This window comes from Vibrio sp. 811 (genome assembly GCF_033339195.1).
Genome location: NZ_JAWOUB010000132.1, coordinates 1 through 1,015, shown reverse-complemented (window position 1 = coordinate 1,015; position 1,015 = coordinate 1). Strand labels below are relative to the sequence as shown.

General features: G+C 43.4%; 1 protein-coding gene. It reads left to right on the top strand.

Annotated elements, in window-relative coordinates:
- Window positions 1-761 (top strand): SDR family oxidoreductase (locus tag R7Q46_RS25335; RefSeq protein WP_318077961.1); only part of this gene is annotated, 761 nt, incomplete at its 5' end.
- Between the last annotated feature and the right edge of the window lie 254 nt (window positions 762-1,015).

Below are 1,015 nucleotides of genomic sequence, written 5' to 3'. Positions count from 1 at the left end.
ATAAACAAGGCTTTAACGTCATCGCCTCTTGTAGAAAGCTTGATGACGTTCAACGACTCCAATCAGAAGGGTTAACCTGTATCCAGCTCGACCTCGACGACCCAATAAGCATCACTAGTGGCGCAAAACAAGCGATTGAATTGGCTCAAGGCCAGCTTTATGCCCTGTTCAATAACGGCGCATATGGTCAGCCCGGTGCATTAGAAGATCTGCCTACCGAAGCATTGAAAGCGCAATTTCAAACCAACTTTTTTGGTTGGCACCAACTGGTTCAAGAGGTACTACCCACTATGCGTGCTCAAGGTGAAGGTCGCATTATTCAAAACAGCTCCGTCTTGGGTTTTGCCGCAATGAAGTATCGTGGGGCGTACAACGCCTCAAAGTTTGCCCTAGAAGGATGGACAGATACATTACGGCTCGAACTTGCTGATACCGACATCAAAGTGGCGTTAATAGAGCCCGGCCCCATTGAAACGCAATTTAGACACAACGCTCTGCACGCTTTTGAGCAATGGATTGACCTAGATTCAAGCCCTCACCCTATCGCGCATGAAGGACAGAAAAAGCGTTTAGATAACGATAAATCGAATAATCGATTCGTGCTGCCGGCAGAAGCTTGTATCGAACCCGTTCTTCACGCACTAACCAGCAATAAACCTAAAATTCGCTATCGCATTACGACACCAACCAAGTTGTTTGCGATTTTGAAACGATTATTACCCACTCGTGTCCTCGATAAAATTTTGCGACAAGCTGCATAGAAATATTTTGTCGTAATGTAATTTCATCGTAACAATGTGATGTCATTATGAGCACGTAGGTTAAAAAAACCTCACGCGCTCGAATCAATTTCTTATTAAGTTTATCAATTAAGACTTCCTCTTAAGATTTTGAACTTAAAAAGATTTGGTATCGCCACCCAGTATGTTTTGTACGAATGCGAGGCAACAATGACATTAAATCAGCTTAACTGGCTTAGTGTGGGTGTAGTGTTGACCATGTTCATCCTATTTTG